This window comes from Streptomyces sp. NRRL F-5135, assembly GCF_000719775.1.
Lineage (GTDB): Bacteria > Actinomycetota > Actinomycetes > Streptomycetales > Streptomycetaceae > Streptomyces > Streptomyces hebeiensis.
The window spans coordinates 159,591-176,419 of sequence record NZ_JOHR01000012.1 but is presented as its reverse complement, the minus strand read 5'-3'; the positions used below and the strand labels follow the sequence as shown (position 1 = coordinate 176,419).

General features: G+C 73.2%; 15 protein-coding genes. 5 read left to right on the top strand and 10 right to left on the bottom strand.

Annotated elements, in window-relative coordinates:
• Positions 1-45 precede the first annotated feature (45 nt).
• Positions 46-1,206, top strand: a complete 1,161-nt coding sequence (locus IG02_RS0121805) for a flavin-containing monooxygenase (protein WP_030750665.1) — start codon at positions 46-48, stop codon at positions 1,204-1,206.
• A 50-nt stretch (positions 1,207-1,256) separates the two neighbouring features.
• Here IG02_RS0121805 and IG02_RS0121800 read toward each other — a convergent pair whose 3' ends face one another.
• The 3 genes from IG02_RS0121800 to IG02_RS0121790 form a co-directional block, all read right to left on the bottom strand.
• Positions 1,257-2,489, bottom strand: a complete 1,233-nt coding sequence (locus tag IG02_RS0121800) for a sensor histidine kinase (RefSeq protein ID WP_234314853.1) — start codon at positions 2,487-2,489, stop codon at positions 1,257-1,259.
• 253 nt (positions 2,490-2,742) lie between these two features.
• Positions 2,743-2,871, bottom strand: a complete 129-nt coding sequence (locus IG02_RS43505) for a hypothetical protein (RefSeq protein ID WP_267958524.1) — start codon at positions 2,869-2,871, stop codon at positions 2,743-2,745.
• A 50-nt stretch (positions 2,872-2,921) separates the two neighbouring features.
• Positions 2,922-4,340, bottom strand: a complete 1,419-nt coding sequence (locus tag IG02_RS0121790) for an MFS transporter (RefSeq protein WP_420707780.1) — start codon at positions 4,338-4,340, stop codon at positions 2,922-2,924.
• Positions 4,341-4,455: 115 nt separating this feature from the next.
• Between IG02_RS0121790 and IG02_RS0121785 the strand changes: the two genes are divergently transcribed.
• A complete protein-coding gene (locus IG02_RS0121785; RefSeq protein WP_078854684.1) occupies positions 4,456-5,634 on the top strand; it encodes a GlxA family transcriptional regulator in 1,179 nt (392 codons plus the stop codon).
• 240 nt (positions 5,635-5,874) lie between these two features.
• On the opposite strand, the gene IG02_RS0121780 is transcribed toward IG02_RS0121785, so the two are convergent.
• From IG02_RS0121780 to IG02_RS0121770, 3 genes are all read right to left on the bottom strand, one after another.
• On the bottom strand, positions 5,875-6,369 hold the full coding sequence (locus IG02_RS0121780) for an ATP-binding protein (protein ID WP_078854683.1): 495 nt from the start codon (positions 6,367-6,369) through the stop codon (positions 5,875-5,877).
• 591 nt (positions 6,370-6,960) lie between these two features.
• On the bottom strand, positions 6,961-7,473 hold the full coding sequence (locus IG02_RS0121775; RefSeq protein ID WP_030750650.1) for an EF-hand domain-containing protein: 513 nt from the start codon (positions 7,471-7,473) through the stop codon (positions 6,961-6,963).
• Between the two features lie 40 nt (positions 7,474-7,513).
• Positions 7,514-7,888: an STAS domain-containing protein gene (locus tag IG02_RS0121770; RefSeq protein ID WP_030750646.1), complete on the bottom strand. Its 375-nt coding sequence runs from the start codon at positions 7,886-7,888 to the stop codon at positions 7,514-7,516.
• A 259-nt stretch (positions 7,889-8,147) separates the two neighbouring features.
• Between IG02_RS0121770 and IG02_RS0121765 the strand changes: the two genes are divergently transcribed.
• Together IG02_RS0121765 and IG02_RS0121760 are read left to right on the top strand one after the other, a co-directional pair.
• A complete protein-coding gene (locus IG02_RS0121765) occupies positions 8,148-8,729 on the top strand; it encodes an RNA polymerase sigma factor (RefSeq protein ID WP_030750644.1) in 582 nt (193 codons plus the stop codon).
• Positions 8,726-9,979: a zf-HC2 domain-containing protein gene (locus IG02_RS0121760; RefSeq protein ID WP_030750642.1), complete on the top strand. Its 1,254-nt coding sequence runs from the start codon at positions 8,726-8,728 to the stop codon at positions 9,977-9,979. Before IG02_RS0121765 ends, IG02_RS0121760 begins: the two co-directional genes overlap by 4 nt.
• A gap of 167 nt (positions 9,980-10,146) precedes the next feature.
• On the opposite strand, the gene purU is transcribed toward IG02_RS0121760, so the two are convergent.
• Both purU and IG02_RS0121750 read right to left on the bottom strand, forming a co-directional pair.
• Positions 10,147-11,043 carry a formyltetrahydrofolate deformylase gene (gene purU / locus IG02_RS0121755; protein ID WP_030750640.1) on the bottom strand — a complete coding sequence of 299 codons (897 nt, stop codon included), beginning with the start codon at positions 11,041-11,043 and terminating at the stop codon, positions 10,147-10,149.
• A 132-nt stretch (positions 11,044-11,175) separates the two neighbouring features.
• Positions 11,176-11,622 (bottom strand): SCO4402 family protein, encoded by a 447-nt coding sequence (locus IG02_RS0121750; protein ID WP_030750638.1) that lies wholly within the window; start codon positions 11,620-11,622, stop codon positions 11,176-11,178.
• 174 nt (positions 11,623-11,796) lie between these two features.
• Here IG02_RS0121750 and IG02_RS0121745 point away from each other — a divergent pair, with 174 nt between their 5' ends.
• Positions 11,797-13,059, top strand: coding sequence for an ABC transporter substrate-binding protein (locus IG02_RS0121745; protein ID WP_030750635.1), 1,263 nt, complete (start codon positions 11,797-11,799; stop codon positions 13,057-13,059).
• Between the two features lie 153 nt (positions 13,060-13,212).
• Here IG02_RS0121745 and IG02_RS0121740 read toward each other — a convergent pair whose 3' ends face one another.
• On the bottom strand, positions 13,213-15,042 hold the full coding sequence (locus IG02_RS0121740; protein WP_030750632.1) for a hypothetical protein: 1,830 nt from the start codon (positions 15,040-15,042) through the stop codon (positions 13,213-13,215).
• A gap of 310 nt (positions 15,043-15,352) precedes the next feature.
• Positions 15,353-16,819, bottom strand: a complete 1,467-nt coding sequence (locus IG02_RS0121735; RefSeq protein ID WP_030750629.1) for a hypothetical protein — start codon at positions 16,817-16,819, stop codon at positions 15,353-15,355.
• Between the last annotated feature and the right edge of the window lie 10 nt (positions 16,820-16,829).

Below are 16,829 nucleotides of genomic sequence, written 5' to 3'. Positions count from 1 at the left end.
TTGACCGGGCCCCAACAAGTGAAGCGCCGATTACGCTCGGCTCTCATGGCCGCCGATCCCTCTCCCGCGCACGACCTTCCCGTCTACGTCATAGGGGCCGGCCCCGGCGGGCTCGCCGTGGCCGCCGTCCTGCGCCGACGAGGCGTACGCACCGTCGTCCTGGAGAAGTCGGACGCCGTCGGGGCGTCCTGGCGGCGCCACTACGCGCGTCTGCGGCTGCACACGACCCGCCGCGGGTCCGCGCTGCCCGGGCTGAGGATGCCGCGCTCCTTCGGCCGTTGGGTGGCCCGCGCCGACGTGGTGCGCTACCTGGAGAAGTACGCGCTGCACCATGGTCTTGACGTCGTCACGGGTGTGGAGGTGACCCGCGTCGAACGCGCTCCGGACGGCCCCGGCTGGCTGCTGCACGCCACCGGCGGACGGCAATTGCGGTGCCGCGCGGTGGTCGTGGCCACCGGCTTCAACCACACCCCGCGGCTGCCCGACTGGCCCGGCCGCGCGTCGTACGGCGGCGAACTGCTGCACGCGAGCGGGTACCGCGAGGCCGGGCCGTACGCCGGCAAGGACGTGCTCGTCGTCGGCGTCGGCAACACGGGCGCGGAGATCGCCGTCGACCTGGTCGAGGGGGGCGCGGCACGGGTGCGCCTGGCCATCAGGACCGTGCCGCACATCGTGCGCCGCACGACGGCGGGCTGGCCGGCGCAGTCGACGGCCATCCTGATCCGCCGCCTGCCGGCCTGGCTGGTCGACCCGGCGGCGGCGGTCCTGTGCCGGATCTCCCTCCCGAACCTCGCCGCCCAGGGCCTGCCGCGCCCCCGGACGGGCCTGTACACCCGGGCCCGCCAGGGCGCGATCCCGGTACAGGACGTGGGCCTGCTCGACGCCGTGCGCAAGGGGCTGGTCGAACCGGTGGCGGCGGTCGAGTCCTTCGAGCACGACAAGGTCGTCCTCACGGACGGCTCCCGCGTCTCCCCGGACGTCGTCATCGCGGCGACGGGGTACGTACGCGCCCTGGAGGGCCTGGTGGGCGACCTCGGCGTCCTGGACGCGCGCGGCAGGCCCGTGGTCCACGGCGCCCGCAGCCCCAAGGGGGCGCCGGGCCTGTACTTCACGGGCTTCACGAACCCGATCAGCGGCATGCTCCGCGAAATGGCGATCGACGCGCGGCGCATAGGCAGGCGCATAGCGAAGTCGCCGGCGGCCTGACCGCCGACCGCCGACGGGCTCCGGTCACGCCGTCCGCCGGCGGGCTCCGGTCACGCGCTCTTCTCCCACGGGACGCGCGCGGTCAGGCGGAAGACGCCACCGGGACGCCGTTCCGTGGCCAGTGTGCCGCTCAGCTCGGACAGGCGCTCCTTCAGCCCGGACAGGCCGGTGCCCGCACCGTCTTCGGCCTCGGGCGCGCCGTCGTTCTCCACCGCCAGCAGCACCGCCCCCGGACCGGCGGTACGCAGCGAGACATCGCAGCGCGAGGCGCTCTGCGCGTGGCGGAGCACGTTCGTCGTCGCCTCGCGCACCACCCACCCGAGCGCGGCCTGGATGTCGGCGGGGAGCCGGGCCGCCGGGCCGTCCTCGATGCGGCAGGCGATGCCGGCCGCCTCCAGTACGGATCGCGCCCCGACGAGTTCGGTGTGCAGGTCGGCGGTGCGGTAGCCGCGTACCACCGACCGGATCTCGCGCTGCGAGTCCTGCGCGATGCGCTGGACCTCGATCATCTGGTCCACCGCCTCCGGCCGTCCCCGCCGCGCCAGTTGGACCGCGAGTTCGCTCTTGAGCGCCACGACCGCGAGGTTGCGGCCCAGTACGTCGTGCAGGTCACGGCCGAAGCGCAGCCGCTCCTCCGCCACGGCGAGGCGTGCCTGCGTCTGCCGTGCCGCGGCCAGTTCCTCGATCAGCCGGACGCCCCAGCCGGTGGCCCGGACCGCCATGGCCATGAACGGTGCCATGAACACGGCGGAGCCGATCACGAGCGCCAGCGTCGTCCCGGAGAGCCCCGCCACCACGGTGCCTCCCGTGACGCAGAGCGAGACCACCACGACCAGCGTCGCCGCCGCGCGGCGCGGCAGTGCCAGCCCGGGAGGGCCGGCGTAGAACATCAACAGCCAGACCAGGTAGGGCGCCAGGACCGGGCCGTCGATGCGACCGGTACCCAGCAGCACCCAGCCCAGGACCGCCATGGCCACCGTCACCGCCGTGTACAGCGCGACGAGCCGGTCGGGCCGGGGGCCGACGCCGAGGTAGTGGCGCAGGCCGGCGCGCGTGAGCGGCACCTGGGCCGCGACATGAGCCACGCACAGTACGGCGACGGATGTCAGCGCGGGCGCGTCGATATCCGTCTGCGCCAGCCAGAGCGCCCACAGTCCGGCTTCGACGAGGGCGAAGCACACCAGGGTGCCGAGTGCGTACCGGCGGTACCGGCCGGGCCCGTCGGGACCGCCGAGCCGTTCCACCCAGTAGTTCACGTTCGTGATCCAAAGCTCACTCGTCACGAGTCCGTTGTACCCAATGGCGCGGGCCCCGGCGGAACCACCACCGCACCCCGAGGGCCGTCGGGCCGGCCGCCGCGCAGGGAATTCTTCAAGCATCACCGGCCACCCTCCCGCCGACACGGGACGGGTGGCAGTGCGGCCTGTCACGGGTTCGCATGACATCTGTCATGACGGTCCCGTCCCACGGCGGACGTCGCTCCGTCCCGGGCCCGCCGCGGCGCACGGACCGGCGCCGGAAGCGCCGTGGCCGGGTCTACCAGGTGGTGAGGTCCACCACGTGGACGCAGTGGGGATCGGACCTGTCCGTCACCCAGCGTTCCTCCTCGCCGATGAGTGAGGGCAGGGCAGCCAGCAGGGCGGTCAGCCCGCCGGTGTGCCGCACGGCGTACTCCTTGCCCGTCGGCGGATTCGTTTCTCCCTCGGACGCCGGGCTCACTCCGCGGCGGCCCCCGCCCTCGCCCCGGCGGCGGACCCGCGCCTGATCACCAGCGCCATCAGCGCCGCCGCCGCGCACAGTGCGCCCGACGCGTACCACACCACGTCGTACGACCCGAAGACGTCCCGCGCCACACCGCCCGCGAACGCCACCACCGCCGCGCCCACCTGGTGGGACGCGAGGACCCAGCCGAAGACGATCGCGCTGTCGTCGCCGTAGTACTCACGGCACAGCGCGACGGTCGGCGGGACGGTCGCCACCCAGTCCAGGCCGTAGAAGACGATGAAGAAGAGCATCGGCGGATGGACCGTCGGTGCCAGCAGCATCGGCAGGAAGAGCAGCGAGACGCCGCGCAGCGCGTAGTAGACCGCCAGCAGGCGGCGGGCGTCGAACCGGTCGGTGAACCAGCCCGAGGCGACCGTGCCCACCACATCGAACACTCCGATCACCGCGAGCAGCGAGGCCGCCGCCGTGATCGGCATGCCGTGGTCGTGCGCGGCCGGCACGAAGTGGGTCTTGACCAGGCCGTTCGTGGAGGCGCCACAGATCGCGAAGGTCCCGGCCAGCAGCCAGAACGGGCCCGTACGGGCCGCCGAGAACAGCACGCCGACCGCCCGCCGGGCGGCCCCCGTCACCGGCACCGGCTTGGGGACGAACTCGGCCGCCCCGTAGGGGGAGAGCCCCACGTCGGCCGGGTGGTCCCGCAGCAGCAGCCAGACCAACGGGACGACGACCAGCGCCGCCAGCGCGACCGTGACGGCCGCCGGCCGCCAGCCGTGCTGCTCGACCAGCCAGGACAGCAGCGGCAGGAAGACCAGTTGCCCGGAGGCGCCGGCCGCCGTGAGGACACCCGTCACGAGCCCGCGCCGGGCCACGAACCAGCGGTTGGTGACCGTGGCGGCGAAGGCCAGCGCCATCGAGCCGCTGCCGAGACCGACGAGGACGCCCCAGTAGAGGATCAATTGCCAGGGCTCGGTCATCCATACGGTGAGCAGGGAACCGGCCGCGATGACGCCGAGTGCGACGGCGACGACACGGCGGATGCCGAACCGGTCCATCAGGGCGGCGGCGAACGGCGCGGTCAGCCCGTACAGCGCCAGGTTGACCGAGACGGCGAGGCCGATCGAGCCCCGCGACCAGTCGAACTCCGTGTGCAGCGGATCGATCAGCAGGCCGGGGAGCGAGGCGAAGGCGGCGGCGCCGGTGATGGTCACGAAGGTGACGGCGGCGACGAACCACGCCCGGTGGACCCGCCACCGGGGCGCGCGCCCGGGCCCGCGTCCCGGCGCCCGGCGGGATTCAAGCGCGATCCCGGGCTCGGGCGCGAGGCCGGTCCCGGAAAGGGCGCCGGAGGCCGAGGAGTTCGCCGTCGGTTCCGCTGGAAGTCCGTTCGTCCTGGTCACGCCGGACAGCATCCGTTGCCCGGCCGGTCCGTACGAGTGGCCCGGAGGTCACCCTTCGGTACGATCGGGCCAACGACGGGCCAACGGGTCGCCGTGCGAAAGGGCCACCGGCCGACAGGAGCCACCCATGTCCGACCATCGCCGCCACGACCGCCACGACCGCCACGACCGCCACCATGCGCACCCCCCGCGCCACCGCGTCGTCGTGCTCGCCCTCGACGGGCTGATCCCCTTCGAGATGGGCATACCGCAGCGGATCTTCGGCCGCGCCCGTGACACCACCACGGGCCGGCGCCTGTACGAGGTGGTGACCTGCTCGACCCGGCCGCCGGGACCGGTCCGGACGGACGCCGACTTCGCGATCCTGGTCGAGAACGGCCCCGAGGCGCTGGCCACCGCCGACACCGTCGTCGTACCCGCGTCGTACGAACTCGGCCCCGTCCACGAGGAGGGCGTCCTCACCGGCGAACTGGCCGCCGCCCTCGCACACGTGCGCCCGGGCACCCGTCTGGTCTCCATCTGCACCGGCTCCTACGTGCTGGCCGCCGCCGGGGTCCTGGACGGCAGGCCCGCCACCACCCACTGGTCCTCCGCCGCTCACTTCCAGCGGCTGTTCCCGCGGGTGAAGGTCGACGCGGACGTGCTGTTCATCGACGACGGTGACGTGCTGACCTCGGCCGGGGTCGCGGCCGGGATCGATCTGTGCCTGCACATCGTGCGCCGGGACCACGGCACGGCGGTGGCCAACGAGGTGGCCCGCCGTACGGTCGTACCGCCGCACCGCGACGGCGGCCAGGCGCAGTACATCCAGCGCCCGCTGCCCGAGCCCCGGCGCTCGACCACCGCCGCGGCCCGGGCCTGGGCGCTGACCCGGCTCCACGAGCCCATCCGACTAAGGGACATGGCGGAGCGGGAGTCGATGTCGGTGCGGACGTTCACGCGCCGCTTCCGGGAGGAGGCGGGGCTCAGCCCGGGGCAGTGGCTGGTACGGCAACGTATCGAACGGGCACGGCAGTTGCTGGAGTCGACCGATCTGTCGATGGACCAGGTGGCACGGGACGCGGGGTTCGGCACGGCGCAGTCGTTGCGCCAGCACCTCCAGTCGGTGCTGGGCGTCCCGCCGACGGTCTACCGCAGGACGTTCCGCACGGGCTCGCCCTCGGACCGTACGGCCACGAACGGCGCGTGCCCGGACCCCGAGGGCGCGGACGGTTCGTTCCCCGACCGCGCGGACGCGGACCTCGCGGACGCGGACCTCGCGGACGCGGACCTCGCGGACGTCGGCCGTACGAGCGTGAGTCGGTGAGTCGGTGCGCCGGCGAACCGGGTGAACCGGTGGGCGCCGGACTACCGCCCAGCCCCCGGGATCCAGGATCCGGGGGCGGAGCGCCGGCGCCGGCCGCGACACGCTCTCGCCGAGGACGGCGAAGGCCGTGGCCCGCACGCCGCCCGCCGCTCCGCCCTCGACGTCCCCTCGCGGCGAATCGCTCATCCCAGATTGATCAGACCGGGTGACCTCGTCAACACGCACACGGCCCGGTCCGCGTCACGCGGTACGCGGCACCGCGCACGACGGCTCATGGCCGGTCAGGCCACATGCTTCCGCCGCGCCCCCCGGCGCGCTCGTGTCCGCGCTCGTGTCGACCTCGCACCAGATGCGTTTTCCGCCCCCTTCCGGCTGCCAGCCCCAGCGGTCCGCGAGTCCGTCCACCAGTTCCAGGCCCCGGCCGCCCGTCTCCTCGCTCCGCGCGTGGCGCGGCTCCGGCGGGCTGGCGCTGGCGTCGGCGACCTCGACCCGTACCGTGCCCGTCTCGGCCGCGCCGGGGCCGAAGAGCACCCGCAGGACGGCCGGACAGCCGGTGTGCACCACGGCGTTGGTGACCAGCTCCGAAATCAGCAGGATCAGCGTCTCGGCCAGCGGCTCGTCACTCTCCATCCCCGAAATCCCCGAACCGGCCAGCCGGGACCGGGCCCATCTACGGGCCCGTCCCACCTCCGCGGGGTCCGGTCCGACCTCCAGCTGAACCTGAAGCACCTGCACCGCTCACACCATCCGAACCGGCGGACACATCGCCTCGCGCCTCGACAGGGTCCTCGACAAGGCGTCACGCAACGTGACTCCCTTGCGAGAGAGCATGGTTGACGTACAGTCACCGCAACAAGCGCTTCGGGCATATTCCAGCGCGAAGGAGTACGCGTAGCGCATACTGTGCGACGCACGCTGCGGGGAGTCGAACAGGAACGCGTCGAGCGCCCCAGTACGGCGCGAACGGCGCGCATCCGGACTCCCGGCGCCGCCGTACCGGCAACACCGCGACCGTCGCGCATCCGAGCCATCCGCACCCGACGGAGCGTACCGGAGGCGGGGCACGACTCCGGGGTGTGACGGCCCGGTGTAAGGACACAACCCGGTATCGGCCGGGCACCGGCCTCGACACCACGGAGAGTGACACAACAGGACGTCGAGGCCGGGGCCTTCGGCGTGGTCGTCCTCGCGCGACAACGCCCCGTCGGCGAAGACCGAACCAGAGCCGGAGCGGAAGCGGAAGCGGAAGCGGGAGCCGAACCTGGAGCCCGAAACGGACACCGGAAGCGGAAGTGGCCGGTGCCGGTCAGAGCCGGCAAGGGCCGGTCAGGGCTCGGGCGTCACGTAATACGCGGCGAAGCCGGCCAGGATCTCCTCCTCGTGGATCCGGCCGTCCCCGTCCCCGTCCAGCCGCGCGGCGGCCGCCGCGGCGGACTCCGGTGCCACGCCGAGGACCCGCAGCGCGCGTTCGGCGGCCTTCGGGGTGACGCCCGCGCCGTCCTCGTCGACGATCGCGATCAGCGCGTGCAGGAACGGACGGGCGATCTCGGCGAACCGCCGCGGGTTGTCGCGCAGCCGCTTGACCGCGCCGGTGACGAACTCCTGCCTGCTGACCCGCTGGTCCCCGTCCACGTCCGCGATCCCGGCCATGCCCTGCCAGAACGCCTCGGCCCCGCTGTAGAGCGCCTGCCCCTTGTCGGAGCGGGCCGTCGTACCGAACTCGGCGAGCAGTGCCGCCGCCGCCCCGCTGAAGTCCTCACGGTCGATGTAGCCGCTGCCGTCCTGGTCGAAGGCGGCGAAGCGGGAGGCGATCTTGCCCTCGTATTCTGCGCTGTCCATGGCGGGAGAGTACGACGACGGGGCCCCGGTTCGTGTTCCGTTACGCGGAGAGCGGCTGGGCCCGGTCGTCGACGGCCGTGGAGACATCGGGATACACCTCGAACAGTCGGCGGACACCGAGAGCCGCGAGGACACGGTTGACGTGCGAGCCGTCCTCGGAGCCGCTGGCGGGCAGGATCAGGCGGAGCCGGCCCCGGCAGGAGTGCAGCAGCCGACGGGACGCGATCAGTACACCGACCCCGCTCGAGTCGCAGAAGAACACCCGGGAGAGGTCCAGCACCAGTTCACGCCGGCCCGCGGCGACGGCGTCGTGGACCCGCTGCCGTACCTCGGGCGTGGTCACCAGGTCCAGTTCGCCTGTGATGTGCAGCACGGTCCACGAGCCCTGCTCGGACTCGTCCACCTTGAGCGTCACGCGCCTGGCCTTTCCTCGGGGTGATCCGGAAGAGGCTGCGGAAGCGGCTGATCCGGAAGACGTCCTTCCTCATCCGCCTCTGCCCCACTGCCTTCCCACGAAACTAAATGAGCGACGCGCGCGACGGCAGAGGGCCCCGTACCGCACCCGGCCGCGGGAGGGGCGCACTTTGCCGTAAAGGGGCGTGCGCGATCTGCGCCTCCCACTACATTCGAAGTGACGGCGGGCTTCGACATGGCAGGGCAGGGCTGGGGGTCGTATGGCGAAGGACACACCTCCCCGCTGGGACCGCAGGATGCAGCAGCGGCTGGCACGGGGCGAGGCGGCGGCGCTCGGTGAGCTGTACGACCGCTTCGCGTCCTTGGTGCACGGCCTCGCCCAGCGCGTCCTGGAGGACGACGAGGCCGCGGACCGGGTCACGCGCGAGGTCTTCGGCCACGTCTGGGAGCACCCGGACACCTACGACCCGAAACAGGGCTCCCTGCGCGCCTGGGTGGCCAAACTCACACGGCGGATCGCGGTGCGGCACCTGCGGCAGGCGGAGGCGAAGGCGTACGAGGCGACGGGCGAGGGCACGGAGGAGGAGCTGGAGGGGAAGATCCTGCAAGCCGCGGCGGCGGCCCGCGCCGACTACATCATGCGGTCGATGCCCGCGCCGCTCTGGAACGCGCTGGAGTTGGCGTACGTCCAGCGCAGGAGCTACCGGCAGGCCGCCGAGGACCTCGGCGTCACGGAGGACGAGGCGCGCCGCCGCCTGCGGCTCGGCCTGCAGCTCCTGTCCACGGCCAACACCCGGGCAGTGGACGGCGCCCGGCCGCCGGGGAACGGACAGCCGCTGTGACGGGCCCGTTGGACGGCGGTCCGCATGAAGGCCGCGTACCGGACGGTTTCCCGGACTCCCCGCGCCCGGCCGAGGCCGGAGCGACGTCCACGCCCGCGCCCCCGCCCGCACCGGCACCGGCGCCGGCACCAGCACCAGCACCAGCACCGCCTCTGACGCACAAAGTGCTCGCGTCGCTCCTGGGTGCCTGGGCCCTCTCCGCCTGTTCCGCTGAGGAGACCGCCCTGGTCGAGGCGCATCTCACCGAGTGCGGCGCCTGCGCGGACGAGGCGCTCCGGCTGCGCGACGCCGTGGGGCTGCTGCACAGCGAACGGACGCTGGACCTCGACCCGATGCTGCGCGCCCGGGTGCTGGAGAGCTGCCTCGGCCGCCGGCCGGCGCGCGTGCCCGTCCCCGACTGGGCCGCTCCGTACGACGCCGAGGCCGCGCGGCTGGACGCGCTGTTGCGGGACTTCGGCGACGCGGAGTGGCACGCGCCCGTGCGGCTGAAGTGGTTCCAGGAGGAGCGGTCAGCCCGCCGCAGGACGACCGTCGCCGGGGTCATCGGCCATCTGATGACCGTCGACGGCCTGGTCGTCGGCGCGCTCGGGCTGGACGACCCGCTGGGCGCCGACGCGCCGGCCGACCCGACCGAGCGGACGGAGATCTACTGGGGTGCCACGACGGAACCGCCCACCCGCGCCGTGCACGGACCGTGGCGCGACCAGAGCCACACCCTCATCCGCACGGTGTCCTTCGCGGGCCGGGGCGTCGCGGACCTGTCGGTGTCGTACGGGGACCAATTCGCCCTGCCCTTGCGCGACGCGCTGCTCGACCGCGCCTTCGAGTGCTGGATCCACGGCTCGGACATCGCGGAGGCCGTGCACTACCCGTACGCCCCGCCCTGCGGCGCCCATCTGCACCGCATGATCGACCTGGCGGTCCGGCTGCTCCCGTCCGCGCTCGCCGCCCGCCGCCGGGGCGGCCTGGCCGGCCCGGCCCGCGACCTGGTCGCCGCCGGCTCACCGGGCCGGAGCCTACGGCTCGACGTCGAGGGCCCCGGCGGCGGCGAGTGGTTCGTCGCCCTGGACTCACCGGCCGCCATAGGCTGCCGCGAACGGTCCGTGGCCGAGGTCGCGCTGGACGGGGTCGAGTTCTGCCAGTTGGTGGCCGGTCACATCCCGCCGGAGGAAGCGGCGGCGGGGCAGGACGGCGACCGGGAGGCGATCCGGGACGTGCTGTACGCGGCGGCGGCGATGAGCCGGCTGTGACGGCGGTCGACAGGTGACCGGACAGCCGCCGGGCGGGCGTGCGGGTCCGGCCCGAACACCGAGTGCGGCACGAACACCGAGTGCGGCATGAACACCGGGTGCGGCATGAACGCCGTACGCCCCTGCCGACCAGTCGGCCGAAGACGCCCCCGGCCGGCCGAGCCGGGTCAGCCGAAGACGACCGTGCGGTGTCCGTTGAGCAGGATCCGGTGCTCCGCGTGCCACTTGACGGCGCGCGCCAGCGCCTGGCACTCCACGTCCCGTCCGACGGCGACGAGTTGTTCCGGGGTGACCTGGTGGCCGACGCGCTCGACCTCCTGCTCGATGATCGGGCCCTCGTCCAGGTCGGCCGTCACGTAGTGCGCGGTCGCGCCGATCAGCTTGACGCCCCGCGCGTGCGCCTGGTGGTACGGCTTCGCGCCCTTGAAGCTCGGCAGGAACGAGTGGTGGATGTTGATGATCCTGCCGTTGAGCTCCTTGCACAGATCGTCGGAGATCACCTGCATGTAGCGGGCCAGGACCACCAGCTCCACGCGCTCGGCGCGCACCAGTTCCAGCAGCTCCGCCTCGGCCGCCGCCTTGGTGTCCCTGGTCACCGGGATGTGGTGGAAGGGGATGTCGTAGGAGGCGACGAGTTCGGCGAAGTCCGTGTGGTTGGAGACGACGGCGGCGATCTCCACCGGCAGCGCGCCGGTGCTCGCCCGGAACAGCAGGTCGTTCAGGCAGTGACCGAACTTGCTGACCATCAGCAGGACCCGCATCCGCTCGTCCGCGCGGTGGATCGCCCAGTCCATCTGGAAGGAGTCGCCGACTGCGGTGAAGCTGGCGCGCAGCTTCTCCACGGTGGCCGGCGCGTCCGCGGAGAAGTGCACCCGCATGAAGAACAGGCCCGTGTCGTGGTCGCCGAACTGCTGGCTGTCCTCGATGTTGCAGCCGGTCATGAAGAGGTAACTCGACACGGCGTGCACGATGCCCTGCTTGTCCGGGCAGGACAGGGTCAGGACGTACTGACCGGAGGCGGCGGCGGAAGCGGGCGACGGGGCCGGCTGCGGGGCGGTGCTCATGACCTCAAAGGATCCCACATCCGGCGAACCCGTCCGCGCCCCGACCGCCGCATCCGTTTTGTCCGCCTTATCCACCTTGTCCTGGCGCCCCGGTCACGCGTCCCGGTCACGCGTCCCGGTCACGCGTCCCGGTCAGGCGGTCCTGGTCATGATCCGCAGCACGTCCAGTGACACGGGCAGCACGTCCGGGTCGTCGCCGTCGCTCAGCGCCAGCCGCACGTGCGCCTCCCGGGCCGCCTGTACCGCCTCCGGCCAGCCCGGGTGCTCCAGGTACGCGGAGACGGGCGCGTCCGCGCCGGCCTGGTGCATGATCCGCAGCACGCGCAGCACGGCGGTGTCGACCAGCGCGGCCTCCGTCGCGTCGCGGAATATCGTGCCGACGTACTTCTCGGCCGACCAGTTGTCCAGCCAGGTGTCCTCGACGAGCCGGTAGACGGCGTCGGTCACGTCGCCGTACCCCTCGAGGCCGGCCAGCCAGTAGTCCTGGTGGAAGACGGGATCGGAAAGCATGTGCAGCGCCGAGCGCACGTTGCTGCGCCAGCGCCACCACGGCATGTCTGTCAGCGGCATGCCGCCCATGGTGGAGGAGCGGCGGCCACGGCGGGAAGAGTTCTCGGTACCTTGCTGCACGATCGAAAACTCTACGGACCGTCCGGGAGGGATCCGGCGGACCCCCGTAATTCACCTCGGCGTCACCAACCGTCGACATCGTCTCGCCACACAGTTACCCGGCGGACGGAAGCGTGCATGGCTATGACCGGTTGGCGACGCTTCTCCCTTCTCCGTCCCGTCACCAGGCGTGCGACACGGGTCCTCTGTTCGGCGGTGGCGGGGGCGACGCTCGTCGCGGGCTGCGGAATCCTCCCGGGCGTGGCGGGTGGCGGCGGGGATCCCGTCACCGTCATGACCTGGGCCCCGATCGGCACCAACGCCACGAACATGCCGGGCATGCCGGCCATGGCCAAGGCGTACGCGCGCTGGGTCAACGCGTCCGGCGGCATCAACGGCCACGAACTGCGCGTCCTTACCTGCAACGAGCGCAACGACGGAGGGGCGGCGGCGGACTGCGCGCGGCGGGCCGCCAAGGAGAACGCGGTCGCCGTCGTCGGGTCCTACAGCCAGCACGGCCGCGAGTTCATGGCGCCCCTGGAGGCGGCGTCGATCCCCTTCCTGGGGGGATACGGCATCACCGACGAGGAGTTCAACAGCTTCCTCTCCTACCCCGTCAACGGCGGCCAGGCCGCGCTCATGGCCGGCAACGGCCGCCAGCTCTCGCGTGACTGCGACGGGACCGCGCTCGTACGGCCCGACACCATCAGCGGCGACGACCTGCCGGACCTGATCGACTCCGGCCTGGCGAAGGGCCGCCGGGCCCCGGCCGCGGACGTCCGGGCGGCGGAGGACGCGACGGACTACACCCGCGTGGCCGAGCGGGCGCGCGAGCGCGCGGGCGACGGCGGCTGCGTCACGGCCGTGCTCGGCGAACGCACGGAAACGTTCTTCGACTCCTACCGACGGCTGCCCGAGGACGCCCGGGACATCCGGATCTCGTCGGTGCTCGGCAGCGTGGGCCAGAGCCTGATCAACCGCACGGGCGGCAAGGACGGCCCGTTCGAGGGCGCGTACCTCACGGGCTGGTACCCGGTGGCGAGCGACCCGGCGTGGCAGCCGATGCGGAAGGTGATCGACACGTACGCGTTCGGCGACGACGCCATCGATCCGGCGGACCCGGGGGTGCAGACCACCTGGATCGCGTACACGGCGCTGAGGGCGGTCATCGAGTCGATCGACGACGACGAGATCACGGCCGGCAAGCTCGTGGACGCGCTGGACCACGGCGTGAGCGTCGACACGGGCGGGCTCACCCCGCGCCTGCGGTGGCGCTACGAGGACATGCTGGGGGTGCCGGGCTTCCCGCGGATCGTGAACGCGGACGTGACGTTCCAGGTGGTACGCGAGGGACGGCTGGTGGCGCAGCGCCGGGGTTTTGTGAACGTGAGCGGGACGCTGGGGTGAGGTCGGCGGCCCGAGGCACCGGAGCGGCAGACATGCCCCCGGGGTCCGGGGCTCGCGCAGGTTACGAGAAGGACGGTGACGGGCCGGGACGGTGACGGGCCGGTCCGCGACGCGGGCGACCGGTCTCGCCCGCCCCCGGTCACCGCCCCACCGCTACAGCTGCGTCGGCTTGCGCGGCGTCAGCCCGTACTTCGTCGCCACCGCGTTCCACAGCTGCGACGCCTTCTGCTTCGCCGCCGTCGCCTCCCCGCTCGCCTTGTTCCCCTTCGCCGCTTCCTTCGTCGCCTTCGCGTGCCCGCCCTTGCAGACCTTCTTGCTCTTGGCCTGCTTGGCCCACTGCGCGTAGTGGTCGTCCGCCGAAGCCGACGCCTCCCACGCCTCGTTGAGCGACGACGTCAGTTCGGCGTGGTCGGGGAGCTTGTCGACGCTGAGGTCCTTCAGACGGGTCACCAGGTCCCGGCGCTGCTCCGCCGCCCCGTGCAGGTCGGTCGCCGCCTTGTCCAGGTTCTCGCAGGACTTGATGGACTCGACGGCGTTGATCACCGTCGACCGGCTGTTGTTGCTGTCCGCGAGCAGCTTGTCGAGCGCCTCGGCCTGCGGCTGCGCCGGGTCGGCGGGGGGTTCGCTGGTCGCGGGGGCGGTGGGTGAACTCTCGGCCGTCAGCGTCTGTTTCTCGTTCTGCGCCGACTTCCCGTCCCCGCCGCTCATCAGCGCGCCCGCGCCCAGGCCGAGCACCGCGCAGCCGATGACGACGGCCGCGACCACCGGCACCTTGGAGGAGCCGCGGCGGGCGTCGCCGCGCCCGCGGGACGCCCGCCTCTCCGGCGCCGGCGAGGGCGTCGGGACCGGTACCGGCGGCTGGGCGTGCGGCGGTGCGTGCGAGGGCTGCGCGTGCGGGGGCTGGGCGTGCGAGGGCTGTGCGTGCGGCTGAGGCTGCGCCCGGGACCGGGAGGCGCCCCCGGCCGCGCCCGGTCCCGGCGCGGCGGGACCACCCGCACCGTACGGCGGCAGCGGCCGCGTCATGTCCGCCCCCTGCGCCCCGCCGCCCTCCGCTCGGAAGAGATTGTCGAACTCCGGGGGCGGCTGCCGGTCCTCCGGCGCCCCGGGCCGTACGTCGTACGGTGCGGCCGCGGGCGGCTCGGGCGCGGCGACGGGCGGGAGGAACTGCGTGGCGTCCGAATCAGCGCCCTGATGCGGCGGCATCGGCGCCGGCGCCTCGGGGACCTGCGGCGGCCGCATCACCTGCGTGGCCTCCGCACCGCTCTCCGGCGGCAGCACGCCGGCCCCGACGGGGCCGGGGGCCTGCGGCACCGGGGCGATGAACTGCGTGGCGTCCGAGTCCGAGGTGGCGGCCACGGGCGGCAGGTACTGCGTGGCGTCCTCCACGCCCGGCACGGGCGGGGTCTCCGCAGGCAGCGGCAGGCCCTGCGCCGGCGGAGGCAGCGGGGCACCGTACGAACCGCCGTGAGGCAGGTCCCCCTGCGGAGCTCCGTACGGCTGCCCCTGCCTCTGGGGCTGCCCGTACGCCTGGGACTCCCCGTACGACTGAGGCTGCCCGTACGCCTGGGACTCCCCGTACGGCTGAGACTCTCCGTACGCCTGGGGCTGTCCGTACGACTGAGGTTCCCCGTACGCCTGCGGCTGCGGTTGCAGGGGCGGCTGCGGCGGTATCTGCTGCTGCCCGCCGTACGGCTGCGTCGCGGCCTGGCCGTAACCGCCCTGCCCGCCCTGACCGTCCTGCGCGCCCCAGGACTGCCCCCACTGCTCACCGCTCACCGGTCCGGGCAGCGGAGCGGAATCGGGCATGGGCGCGGCCGGGGGCGCGGAAGCGGGCGCGGGCGCGGACGAGCGCGCGGGCGGGTCCTGGTCCGCGGTCGAACCGGGGATCCAGGGCCCGCTGCCGTCGCTCGGCAGCACGATGCCTTCGTACGTGATCCGAGCGGCCGGTTGCTGCGGCTCATCCCTCTGTCCGCTGTGCGTCACCGGGACTCCTACGTGTGGAACGTGTGGACTAACCGAATCGTCGGCTCACGCTACCGGGTGAATCGAGCGCTCTGCCACGCACGTCGATCCGGTAACGAATCGGTCCCGGTGAACCTCGTCACCTGGTATGAAATCGCCCGGGACATCCGGAACTTGACCGTTCATTCGCACACGGCCGTCACCGTCTCCTCACGTCCCCCGCACGCCCGCCGGCCATCCCCCGGAGCACACAGCCCCGACCCGCCCCCGGATCCCGCGCCACGGACAGCTCGGCACCCCGGCGCGCCGGGTGCCCCCGGCGCCCCGCCCTTCACGCCGCCTGGATCTCCAGCCGCGCCCCGAACTCCCGTACCGCCGGCTCGCTCCCGTACGGCTCCAGCCGCTGCTGGAGGTCCTCCAGATACTCCGCCCCCCGGCTGGAGCGCAATGTCCCGAGCAGTTCGACCGCCCGGGTGCCCGTGTGGCACGCCTGCTCCACCTCGCGCTGCTGCACCTGCGCCGTGGCCAGCAGGACCAGCCCGATCGCCCGCCGCCGCGCCCGGGACTCCGGATGGCCGTCCAGCGAGTCCTGGGCGTGCTTGGCCGCCTCGTCCGGGCGGCCCAGGTCGCGGTAGCAGTGCGCCAGCTCGTCCGCGAGGTAGGCGTGACCGAAATGGGCGATCCAGTCGGGATCGTCCGTCCCGGACCCCGTCCCGGACCCCGCGCCGGGCCCTCCGCCGGAACCCCCGACGAATCCTCCCGCGCCCCCGGCGGCACCCTCCCCCGCCGTCTCTCCCGCGCGATCCAGCGCGGCGACCGCGCGGCCGATGGCCGTCTCGCAGGTACGGGCGTCGCCCATCAGCGCGTGTCCCCGCGCCTCGGCGGCGAGGAACATGGCCTGCGCGCGCGGCGGCACATGTCCGCGCGCGCCCTCCTGGGCGGCCCGGGCGAGCTGCGCGATCTCCCGGGGGTTGCCGAGCTGGGCGGCCAGATGGCTCATCGACGCGGCCAGCACATACCCGCCGTACCCCCGGTCGCCCGCCGCCTGGGCCAGCCGCAGCGCCTGGATGTAGTAGCGCTGGGCGAGGCCGGGCTGGCCCGTGTCGACGGCCATGTAGCCGGCCAGCTCGGTCAGCCGGGAGACCGCCGCGAACAGCCGGCGCCCGACCGATTCGCGGTACGAGCCGGACAGCAGCGCCGAGACCACGCTGTTCAGGTAGTGCACCACGACCGGGCGGACGTGGCCGCTGCCGAACCGGTGGTCCAGCTCGATGAGCGCGCTCGTCATGGCCCGTACGGCGTCGACGTCCGAATCCCCCACCCGGGCGCCCGTGTTGCGCGCCACGGCCGTGTCCGCGCCGGTGATCAGCCAGTCCCTGCTGGGCTCGACGAGCGCCGAGGACGCCACCGCCGACCCGGACAGGAAGTCACGGCGCCCCACGTCGCTGCGCCACAGCTCACAGACCTGCTCGATCGCGCCCAGGACGGTCGGCGAGAACTGCAGCCCCACGCCCGAGGCCAGGTTCTTGCCGTTGGCCATGCCGATCTCGTCGATCGTGACCGTACGTCCTAACTTCCTGCCCAACGCCTCGGCGATGATGCCCGGCGCCCGGCCGCGCGGCTGCTGGCCGCGCAGCCAGCGCGCGACCGAGGTCTTGTCGTAGCGCAGGTCGAGCCCGCGCTCCGCCCCCACCATGTTGACCCGTCGGGCGAGCCCGGCGTTGGAGCAACCGGCTTCCTGGATGAGCGCCTGGAGCCGTTCGTTCGGCTGACGCGCGACGAGTGGCCTGGCTGCCAATTGGAACCCC

Coding starts and splice junctions, on each gene's coding strand:
- IG02_RS0121805 (WP_030750665.1), top strand. CDS start 46: ATGGCCGCCGATCCCTCTCCCGCGCACGACCTTCCCGTCTACGTCATA.
- IG02_RS0121785 (WP_078854684.1), top strand. CDS start 4,456: ATGTCCGACCATCGCCGCCACGACCGCCACGACCGCCACGACCGCCAC.
- IG02_RS0121775 (WP_030750650.1), bottom strand. CDS start 7,473: ATGGACAGCGCAGAATACGAGGGCAAGATCGCCTCCCGCTTCGCCGCC.
- IG02_RS0121765 (WP_030750644.1), top strand. CDS start 8,148: ATGGCGAAGGACACACCTCCCCGCTGGGACCGCAGGATGCAGCAGCGG.
- purU (WP_030750640.1), bottom strand. CDS start 11,043: ATGAGCACCGCCCCGCAGCCGGCCCCGTCGCCCGCTTCCGCCGCCGCC.
- IG02_RS0121790 (WP_420707780.1), bottom strand. CDS start 4,340: ATGCTGTCCGGCGTGACCAGGACGAACGGACTTCCAGCGGAACCGACG.
- IG02_RS0121745 (WP_030750635.1), top strand. CDS start 11,797: ATGACCGGTTGGCGACGCTTCTCCCTTCTCCGTCCCGTCACCAGGCGT.
- IG02_RS0121750 (WP_030750638.1), bottom strand. CDS start 11,622: ATGGGCGGCATGCCGCTGACAGACATGCCGTGGTGGCGCTGGCGCAGC.